This is a genomic window from Nocardioides sp. Z21_20 (genome assembly GCF_059766585.1).
In genome coordinates this window covers 721208-730666 of the sequence record NZ_JCBAJX010000001.1, presented here as the reverse complement: position 1 = coordinate 730666, position 9459 = coordinate 721208, and the positions used below count along the sequence as shown (strand labels likewise).

Here is a 9459-nt window from a genome sequence, read left to right as displayed (position 1 = left end):
GTCAAGCCGGTGATCGACCTCGAGGACCACGTCCACGTCAACGCCTACGAGACCCCCGACCGCCTCGTGGAACGCCTGGCCCTCATCGAGCACACCTGTGTCTTCCCCTGGTGCACCCGACCAGCCCGACGCCTCACCCCAGAGCAGCATCGCGCCGACTGTGACCACATCCGCGAGCACGCCACCGGCGGCACCACGTGCTCCTGCAACCTGGCCCCGCTGTGCCGACGACATCACCGCCACAAGACCCACAGCCCTTGGACCTACACCGCCCTCGACCCGGGCACCTATCTGTGGACCAGCCCCCAGGGCTACCAATACCTCCGCGACCACACCGGCACCCTCGACGTCTCCCGAGACCGCCGACGCGACAATCCGCACCCCATCCCGGCCGCGTCGGACCTGCCTCCACCCGACCAGTAGCTTCCCCGCCCCGCACCCCGCCCAGTCACCACCCGGCGGGGCCAGCGGCACGTCCGGGGCACACAGCCCCCGCCAACCCCCCGACACGTCTGGCCCCTGACCGACGGACCCCACCCACCAAACCCACCAAATCCACCACCCAGGGCACACCACCGCGATGGCATGCCACCCCGGTTCGGCGGGTACCAGCGCCCACCATCGACCGGCCCAGGAGGTTCGCCATGACCGACCGTCCCGACCGTTCGACGCGGAGGCTCACCCGCTTCCTGGGCCTCGCGAGCATCGGACTCGGCGTACCGATGCTCACCTCCACGGACACGATGGCGCGCCTGGTCGGCATCGACGACTCCCGGACCGCGCCCGAGGTGATGCGGATGGTCGGCTACCGCGAGCTGACCCACGCCGCCGCGCTGCTGCTCGGTCCCCCCGGCATGGTGTGGACCCGGGTGGCGGGCGACGCCCTCGACCTCGCCGTCCTCGGCCACGCCGCCTCCGCGCGCACCGGCGCCCGACGTACGCGCGTGCTGGTCGCCACGTCGGCGGTCGCCGGGATCGCCGCCCTGGACCTGTACGCCGCCCGCCGGGCCACGCGCAGCCGCCGCCAGCACGGCCCGGGCCGCCCGGGCCCGCTCTCGGTGAAGGCCACGGTCACCGTGAACCGGCCGATCGAGGAGGTCTACGCCTATTGGCGCGACCTGGAGAACCTGCCGACCTTCATGCGTCACCTGCTCGAGGTCCAGGTCGACGGTGACGGCCGCAGGTCGCACTGGGTGGCGGCCGCCCCGATCAAGAAGTCCGTCAGCTGGGACGCCGAGATCACCAGCGAGGAGCCGCCCCGCCGGATCGCGTGGAAGTCGCTGAAGAAGGCCGACATCGACAACTCCGGCACCGTCCACTTCGCGCCCGCGCCCGGCGACCGCGGCACCGAGGTGCGCGTGCAGCTGCACTACGACGTCCCCGGCGGCGCCGTCGGCAGGATGGTGGCCAAGCTCCTCGGCGAGGAGCCCGAGCAGCAGGTCCGCGACGACCTGCGTCGTCTCAAGCAGGTCCTGGAGACCGGCGACGTGGTCCGCTCCGACGGACTCCCGCACGGCACCGACGCCCGCCACCAGGTCGGCCAGCGACCGGCCCAGCCTCTCAAGAACCCCTCGACCTGCTGCGCGACGGAGGCTCACCGATGAAGGCAGTCACCTGGACAGCACCCGCCCGCGTCGACGTGCGCGAGGTGCCCGACCCGCAGATCCTCAGCGACCGCGACGCGATCGTGCGAGTGACCTCGACCGCCATCTGCGGCTCCGACCTGCACCTCTACGACGGCTACATCCCCACTGTGGAGCCCGGCGACATCCTGGGCCACGAGTTCATGGGCGAGGTCGTCGAGGTCGGCCGCGGCATCACCAACCTGCGCCCGGGCCACCGCGTGGTCGTGCCGTTCCCGATCGCCTGCGGCGCCTGTGCCCCGTGCCGGCGCGGGATGACCTCGATCTGCGAGAACTCCAACCCCAACGCCGGGATGGCCGAGAAGATGCTCGGCCACTCCCCCTCGGGGATCTTCGGCTACTCCCACATGCTCGGCGGCTACGCGGGCGGCCAGGCCGAGTACGTGCGGGTGCCGTTCGCCGACGTCGGCCCGATCCGGATCGACGACGACCTGACCGACGAGCAGGTCCTGTTCCTCAGCGACATCCTGCCCACCGGCTACATGGGCGCCGAGCTGTGCGGCATCCAACCCGGCGACGTGGTGGCGGTGTGGGGCGCCGGCCCGGTCGGCCAGTTCGCGACCATGAGCGCCTACCTGCTCGGGGCGTCGAAGGTGATCACCATCGACCGGATCCCCGAGCGGCTGCGCCTCGCCGCGGAGCGGACCGGGGCCCACCCGCTGAACTACGAGGAGACCTCCGTCCTGGAGGAGCTGCGCGAGCTGACCGGCGGCCGCGGCCCCGACCACTGCATCGAGGCGGTCGGCATGGAGGCCCACACCGACCTCACCGCCGTGCACGTCTACGACAAGGCCAAGCAGCTCACCAAGACCCAGACCGAGCGCCCGCAGGCGCTGCGCGAGGCGATCCTGGCCTGCGCCAACGGCGGGACCGTCTCGGTGATGGGCGTCTACGGCGGCTTCATGGACAAGTTCCCGATCGGCTCGGTCATGAACCGCTCGCTCACCTTGAAGACCGGCCAGTGCCACGTGCACCGCTACCTGGAGCCGCTGCTCGGCCACATCCGCGAGGGCCGGATCGACCCGACGTACATCATCAGCCACCACATGCCGCTCGCCGAGGCGCCGAGGGCCTACGACATGTTCAAGCACAAGCGCGACGACTGCACCAAGATCGTGCTGCACCCCTGAGCCAGCGAAAGCACGCGAGCGGCTCAGCCCGTCGGGGCTGAGCCGCTCGCGTCGGTCGTGAGAGCTGGCGGGGTCCTCAGCCGCCCATGTTGGCCAGGTCGACGACCTGGTCGTCCGCGGGGGCCTCGACGTCGATGGGCTCGTCGAACTCCGAGAAGGTGAACTCGCCCGGCTCGTCGCCGCCGGTCACCTCCATCTTGAGGATGTAGTGCTTGTTCTCCTCGCTGCCGACCCAGACGGTGGTGGTCTCGCCGTCCTCCTCGGACTTGATCTCCACCGCGGGGGTGCCGTCGACGTCGGTCTCGCCGACGACCTCGCCCTTGTCGTCGGCGGAGTCGGACTCCTCGCCGTCCTCGAGGTTGTCCAGGAACGCGTCGAGATCACAGACCTCGGTGAACCCGCCGTCGGGGACCTTCGCCCACTTGTCGCCGATCATCTGGACGATGGCGGCGGCCTGCTCGTCGTTGCCCCCGCCCATGCTCAGCGACCAGAACTCCTTGGTCCCCTTCAGGTAGGAGTCCGTCCCGACGCCGATGATCTCGGCCTCGGCACCGTCCATCGCGATCGTGCCCGAGCAGTCCCCGTCGGTGTTGAGCTGGAGGTCCAGCGACATCTCGCCACCGTCGTTGGTGATGTCGCCGGCCATCCGTACCGACTCGAGCGCGCCCATGTCCTTCAGCGCGGCCTTCTGGATCTCGTCGACCGACTTGTCGGCGAAGCCGTCGGCCGAGGACTCGCCCGACGTGCCCTTGCCGCCGTCGTCGTCGCCACCGCAACCCGCGGTCGCGGTCAGCATCACGGCTCCAGCCACGGCTGCGGCGAGCCTGGTGCGCCTGTTGTACGTCACGTCATTCCTCCTGGGTCGGTCCACTCATGAGATCACAGGTGCCCGCAGGGCCGTCCAGGGTGCCGGCCGCGCCATCGCCGTCGCCGTCGTGCACATGAGGTGACCCCCGTTGGGCAACAGGTAGGCCATGGCCGACTCAGCGAAGCGCGTCCTGCTCACGGGAGCGTCCGGGTTCATCGGGCGCCGCCTGGCCCCCGCCCTGACCGCGCAGGGCTACGACGTCCGCGCGATGACGCGCCGCCCGGAGGCCTACGCCGGGGCCGGCACCGCCGTGTACGGCGACGTCGACGACCCCGCCACGCTGGCGGAGGCGCTTGCCGACGCCGACCTCGCCTTCTACCTGGTGCACTCGCTGGACTCCCCCGACTTCGAGGAGCGCGACGCCGCCGCCGCGCGGGCCTTCGGCGAGGCGGCGAGCGCGCACGGCGTGCGCCAGATCGTCTACCTCGGCGGCCTCGGCGACGAGGACCAGGCCCTCTCCGCCCACCTGCGCTCGCGGCGCGTGGTCGAGCAGCTGCTCGGCGAGGCCGGCGTCCCGGTGACCGTGCTGCGGGCGGCGATCATCGTCGGTCACGGCGGCATCTCCTGGGAGATAACCCGCCAGCTGGTGAAGAACCTGCCCGCGATGGTCGTGCCGCGCTGGGCCCGGACCCGCACCCAGCCGATCGCCCTCGACGACGTGGTGCGCTACCTGATCGGCGTGCTCGACAACCCCGACGCCCTGGACCGGGTCTTCGAGATCGGCGGCGACGAGCAGATGTCGTACCTCGAGATGCTCCGCGTGGCCGCCCGCGCCGAGCGGGGCACCTCGGTGCCGATCGTGCCGGTCCCGGTGCTCACCCCCCGGCTCTCGTCGTACTGGCTGGCGCTGGTCACCGACGTCGACGTCACCACCGGGCGCAACCTGATCGACTCGATGGACACCGAGGTGATCGTGCACGACCCCTCGATCCGCGACGTCGTGCCCGGGCCCACCCAGTCCTACGCCGAGGCGGTACGACGCGCCCTCGCCGACCGCCGCGCCGAGGCCACCGGGCGCGACGTCGCCCAGGAGGCGGCCACCCGCGGCGGGGAGGATCAGGGGAAGAGCAGCGGCAGCGCGTAGAGCATGCTGACCGACCACGTCACGTGGGTGATCATCGGCGCCAGCACCCCTCCGGTCCGCTCCCGCTGCCAGCCGGCCACGGCGCCGAGCAGCACCGCCGCGAAGGCGAGCATGACATTGCCGGTCAGCAGCGTGACCACCGAGTAGACGACGGTGGTCACCAGCACCCGGTGCCGGGGCACCGCGTCGTAGACCGCACCGCGGAAGAACAGCTCCTCGGCCAGGCCGCTGAGCAGCGTGATCACCAGCAGCACCGTCAGCGAGCCCTGCTCGGCGTGCTCGACGACGTCGCCGACCGCGTCGCTGAGGAAGTCGACCTCGCGCACCACGAGCGCGCCCAGCACGAACAGCACGACCAGGCCGAGCCCGGTCAGCAGCGGCAGCACCACCGGCCGGCGCCCGGAGGGCTCGTTGCCCATCCTGCCCAGATGCACCGGACCGGCGGCGAACGAGCCCACCGTCCAGAGCACCGCGAGGGCCAGCGTGGACGGGTAGAACCACCAGTCCCCGGGCTCGAGCCGCAGGGAGAACGCCAGCAGAGCCGCTCCCATCGAGATGAAGACGACCGTGGTCACCCGCTGCCGGCTGAGCATGCCGCGAGTTTAGGGGCACGCATACATCGGTGCCCCGAGGGAAGAACCTCCGCGGACGGTCATGAGCCGTCGCTGAACAAGGAGCGCAGATGACCGAGTTGAACACCGAGAACGAGCACGTCTCCGCGGCCTTCCGGGCCGACGGAAGCGTCGAGGTGCAGGCGCGCGGCGCCCAGCACGTCTTCGCCAACACCCCCGGGCTGGCCGACGCCCGGGACAAGGCGCTCAACTTCCTGTGGGACCTGGCCGGAAGCCCCGACTCCGCCCAGCCGTTCCGCGTGCGCACCACCGGCCCCGACGGTCTGCCCACCTCCCTGGTGGTGACCCCCGACGGCTGGTACTACGACGAGCGGACCCCGGACACGAACTGGCCCGTTCCCCGGCTGAGCCAGACCCCGCCGGAGCCGGTGCCCGACCCGCTCGGCGACCCGCTCACCGACCCGCTGGGAGACCCCGCCCCGACGCCGCCGACCGAGCGGCCCGCGGCACCCGAGCGGGCACCCGAGCCGGTGCCCCAGCCCGCATCACAGCCTGCCCCGCAGGCCGCCCCGCAGCCCGCGCCCCCGCCGAACCCGCAGCCCGTCCAGCCCGCGCAGCACGCAGCCCCGCAGGCCGTCCCACAGGCCGTCCAGGAGCCCGGCCAGCGGCGCGCCGAGCTGCCGGCAGCGGGGTCCGTGGGGAGCGTGCACCGCTCCACCCGACCGTCGTTCATCACCGCCGGACCGGCCGTCCAGCCGGCGGCCCAGGGCTGGCGCGGCGCCCTGAACCGGGTGGGCATGCGACTCGAGCCGGGCCCCAAGGAGCAGGCCTTCCGCGACGACGTCGCCGCGGTCTCCCAGCACTGGCCCGGCCCGCGGGTGATCGCGGTGGCCAACGGCAAGGGGTCGGCCAACAAGACGCCCACCACCGTGATGCTCTCCGCCGTCTTCGCCCGCTACGGCGGCGCGGGCGTGCTGGCCTGGGACAACAACGAGACGCGCGGGTCGCTGGCCTGGCGCACCCAGCGCGCCAACCACGAGGCGACCGTCCTGGACCTGCTGCCCCGGGTCGACGACCTGCTCTCCACGACGGCCCAGTCGGCGGAGATGAGCTACTTCACCCACCACCAGCCCGACGACAAGTACGACGTGCTCTGGTCGGACCAGTCGGTGGCCGGAGACCACGTGGTCTCCGCCCAGGACGTCGACGACATCTACCGGGTGGCCTCGCGCTACTACCGGCTGGTGGTGATGGACTCGGGCAACAGCGAGCGGGCGCCCAACTGGCGCACGATGATGAAGCACGCCGACACCCTGGTCGTCCCGTGCACCAACGTGGAGGACACCCCCGAGGCCGGAGCGCTGATGCTCGAGGCGCTGGCGAGCCGCGACGACCACTGCCGTCGGCTGGCGCAGAACGCCGTGCTGATCGTCTCCCAGCGCACCCCGGGGCGAGACCCCAACATGGACCGGATCGCCCGTGACTTCGCGCCGCTGGTGCGCGAGGTCGTGCGGATCCCGTTCGACCCCGCGCTGAAGTCGGGCGTGATCCACTTCGGGGCCCTGCGCGCCGAGACCCAGCGCGCCTGGCTGGCTGCGGCCGCAGCCGTCGCCCGCGGCGTCTGAGCCGCCGCAAGCACAGGCACCGCCACGGGTGGCGAGGTGCCGGCGGGGATCAGCCCGCCAGCACCTCGTCCACCCAGGCCGGCACCAACAACCCGGCGGGGCCGTGACGGGCCTCGTCGAAGAGGTGGGTGCCCTCGCTCGGCTCGAGGTTCAGCTCGAGGGTCCGAGCGCCGTACTCGCGCGCGACCCGGACGAAGCCGGCTGCCGGGTAGACCGCGCCGGAGGTCCCGATCGAGACGAACAGCTCGGCGTCCGAGAGCGCCTCCTCGATCAGGTCGAGGTCGTAGGGGATCTCGCCGAACCACACGATGTCGGGACGCAGCTCGGAGAGCCCGCAGTCCGGGCACGGCGGGCGGTGGGCGAGGTCCTCGGCCCACCGGTGCCGTCCGTCGCAGGCCAGGCACCGCGCCGAGTGCAGCTCGCCGTGCATGTGCACGACCCGGCGGCTCCCGGCGCGCTCGTGCAGGTCGTCGACGTTCTGGGTCACCACCAGCAGGTCCCCGTCGAGGTGCTGCTCGAGGCGCGCCAGCGCCCGGTGGGCGAGGTTCGGCTCCACCACCTGCAGCGCCTGGCGCCTGGCGTCGTAGAAGCCGTTGACGACCTCGGGCTGGTGCGCGAAGGCCTCCGGCGTCGCGACGTCCTCCACCCGGTGGCCGGCCCAGAGCCCGTCGCCGTCGCGGAAGGTGGGCACGCCGCTCTCGGCGGAGATGCCCGCGCCGGTCAGCACCACGATCCTCACCCCTCGAGGATAGGACCCCTGCTGCGGGCGGTGACGCGCGGCAGCGCTACTGCGCGACCTCGGTGATGTCGAAGCTCACCGTCTCGCCCTTGACGGAGGTGACCTCGGCGTCGACGTCGATCGAGCCGGCCGCGGTCGTGATCGTGCAGCGTTGGGTGGCGCCCTCCTCGGCCTTGAGGTTGTCCTCGCAGGTCACCTTCTCGGCCTCCTGCCCGGTCTCCTCGGTGAAGAGCTCGTCGATCTGCCCCTCGAGGTCGCGCTGCGTGACGGCGCTCTCCGCGCACCCGGCCACCGCGAGGAGCACCAGCGGGACGACCAGGACGCGGCCGGCGCGGGTGTGGGGCGACATGGCCCCATCGTCTCAGTAGTACCAAGGGAACGGCGACCAGTCGGGGTCGCGCTTCTCCAGGAACTGGTCGCGTCCCTCGACGGCCTCGTCGGTCATGTAGGCCAAGCGGGTGGTCTCGCCCGCGAAGAGCTGCTGGCCGACGAGCCCGTCGTCGATGAGGTTGAAGGAGTACTTCAGCATCCGCTGGGCGGTGGGCGACTTGCCGTTGATCTTCGCGCCCCACTCCAGCGCCACCTTCTCCAGCTCGGCGTGCGGCACCACCTTGTTGACCGCGCCCATCTGGTGCATGTCCTCGGCGGAGTACTCGTCGCCGAGGAAGAAGATCTCGCGGGCGAACTTCTGGCCCACCTGCCGGGCCAGGTACGCCGAGCCGAAGCCGCCGTCGAAGGAGCCCACGTCGGCGTCGGTCTGCTTGAAGCGCGCATGCTCCGCGCTGGCCAGGGTCAGGTCGCAGACCACGTGCAGGCTGTGCCCGCCGCCGGCCGCCCAGCCGTTGACGACGCAGATGACCACCTTGGGCATGAACCGGATCAGGCGCTGCACCTCGAGGATGTGCAGTCGCCCCAGCCGGGCCTGGTCGGCCGGGGTGCGCGCGTCGTTGACCCCGCCCTCGGTGCCCACCTCGTACTGGTAGCCCGAGCGGCCGCGGATGCGCTGGTCGCCGCCGGTGCAGAACGCCCACTTGCCGTGCCGCTCGCCGGGCCCGTTGCCGGTCAGCAGCACGCAGCCGACGTCGCTGGAGGTGCGCGCGTGCTCGAGGACGCGCAGCAGCTCGTCGACCGTGTGCGGGCGGAACGCGTTGAGCACGTCCGGCCGGTCGAAGGCCACCCGGACGGTGCCGTGGGCCTTGGCCCGGTGGTAGGTCAGGTCGGTCAGGTCCTCGAAGCCGGGCACGGTGTCCCAGGCCTCGGCGTCGAAGATCTCCGACACCCCGTCGATGGCGCTCATGCGGGCAGGCTACCGACACTGGAACACAGCGCCGTCACGTGGTGTTCTCGACCCATGACCGACAACCCCGAGTACCAGCCCAGCCCGAGCAAGTGGGTCCGCGACCAGGTCGCCGAGTACGAGGCCTCCGGCGGCGCCCGCGCCAACACCGTCGAGGGGGTGCCGATCGTCGTGATCACCTCCCGGGGCGCGAAGTCGGGCGCCCTGCGCAAGAACCCGGTGATGCGCGTGGAGCACGACGGCGTCTATGCCGCGGTCGCCTCCCAGGGCGGCGCGCCCGAGCACCCGGCGTGGTTCCACAACTTCGTCGCCGACCCGCACGTGCTGCTCCAGGACGGCCCGGAGCCGCACGAGTACGTCGCCCGCCGCGTCGAGGGCGAGGAGCGCCGGCTGTGGTGGGACCGCGCCGTCGCCGTGTGGCCGGCGTACGCGGAGTATCAGAAGAAGACCGACCGGCAGATCCCGGTCTTCGTCCTGGAGCGCGGCTGAGGACCCTGCCAG

The 9459-nt window shown here is 71.9% G+C and carries 11 protein-coding genes; 6 read left to right on the top strand and 5 right to left on the bottom strand.

Annotation, left to right across the window (positions count from 1 at the left end; genetic code table 11):
- From AC6EH9_RS03545 to AC6EH9_RS03535, 3 genes are all read left to right on the top strand, one after another.
- Positions 1-423, top strand: a 423-nt coding sequence (locus AC6EH9_RS03545) for an HNH endonuclease (RefSeq protein ID WP_498420597.1), incomplete at its 5' end; no start/stop codon positions are given.
- A gap of 221 nt (positions 424-644) precedes the next feature.
- Positions 645-1604 (top strand): SRPBCC family protein, encoded by a 960-nt coding sequence (locus tag AC6EH9_RS03540; protein ID WP_498420595.1) that lies wholly within the window; start codon positions 645-647, stop codon positions 1602-1604.
- The gene (locus tag AC6EH9_RS03535; protein ID WP_498420594.1) at positions 1601-2773 is read left to right on the top strand and encodes a zinc-dependent alcohol dehydrogenase; all 1173 of its coding nucleotides are present in this window, start codon (positions 1601-1603) and stop codon (positions 2771-2773) included. Before AC6EH9_RS03540 ends, AC6EH9_RS03535 begins: the two co-directional genes overlap by 4 nt.
- A gap of 76 nt (positions 2774-2849) precedes the next feature.
- Here AC6EH9_RS03535 and AC6EH9_RS03530 read toward each other — a convergent pair whose 3' ends face one another.
- Positions 2850-3620 (bottom strand): hypothetical protein, encoded by a 771-nt coding sequence (locus AC6EH9_RS03530; RefSeq protein WP_498420593.1) that lies wholly within the window; start codon positions 3618-3620, stop codon positions 2850-2852.
- Between the two features lie 127 nt (positions 3621-3747).
- Here AC6EH9_RS03530 and AC6EH9_RS03525 point away from each other — a divergent pair, with 127 nt between their 5' ends.
- Positions 3748-4725: an NAD(P)H-binding protein gene (locus AC6EH9_RS03525; RefSeq protein ID WP_498420591.1), complete on the top strand. Its 978-nt coding sequence runs from the start codon at positions 3748-3750 to the stop codon at positions 4723-4725.
- Here AC6EH9_RS03525 and AC6EH9_RS03520 read toward each other — a convergent pair.
- Complete coding sequence (locus AC6EH9_RS03520; RefSeq protein ID WP_498420589.1) at positions 4698-5318, bottom strand: CPBP family glutamic-type intramembrane protease; 621 nt, start codon at positions 5316-5318, stop codon at positions 4698-4700. The two genes, AC6EH9_RS03525 and AC6EH9_RS03520, sit on opposite strands and share 28 nt — an antisense overlap.
- A gap of 89 nt (positions 5319-5407) precedes the next feature.
- On the opposite strand from AC6EH9_RS03520, the gene AC6EH9_RS03515 reads away from it, so the two are divergent.
- On the top strand, positions 5408-6922 hold the full coding sequence (locus AC6EH9_RS03515; protein WP_498420587.1) for an ATPase: 1515 nt from the start codon (positions 5408-5410) through the stop codon (positions 6920-6922).
- 49 nt (positions 6923-6971) lie between these two features.
- On the opposite strand, the gene AC6EH9_RS03510 is transcribed toward AC6EH9_RS03515, so the two are convergent.
- The 3 genes from AC6EH9_RS03510 to AC6EH9_RS03500 are packed head-to-tail and all read right to left on the bottom strand — an operon-like array spanning position 6972 to position 8958.
- Positions 6972-7661 (bottom strand): NAD-dependent deacylase, encoded by a 690-nt coding sequence (locus AC6EH9_RS03510; protein ID WP_498420585.1) that lies wholly within the window; start codon positions 7659-7661, stop codon positions 6972-6974.
- Positions 7662-7707: 46 nt separating this feature from the next.
- Complete coding sequence (locus AC6EH9_RS03505) at positions 7708-8010, bottom strand: DUF4333 domain-containing protein (protein ID WP_498420584.1); 303 nt, start codon at positions 8008-8010, stop codon at positions 7708-7710.
- Positions 8011-8022: 12 nt separating this feature from the next.
- A complete protein-coding gene (locus AC6EH9_RS03500) occupies positions 8023-8958 on the bottom strand; it encodes a 1,4-dihydroxy-2-naphthoyl-CoA synthase (protein WP_498420582.1) in 936 nt (311 codons plus the stop codon).
- 54 nt (positions 8959-9012) lie between these two features.
- Here AC6EH9_RS03500 and AC6EH9_RS03495 point away from each other — a divergent pair, with 54 nt between their 5' ends.
- Positions 9013-9447: a nitroreductase family deazaflavin-dependent oxidoreductase gene (locus AC6EH9_RS03495; protein WP_498420580.1), complete on the top strand. Its 435-nt coding sequence runs from the start codon at positions 9013-9015 to the stop codon at positions 9445-9447.
- Positions 9448-9459 lie beyond the last annotated feature (12 nt).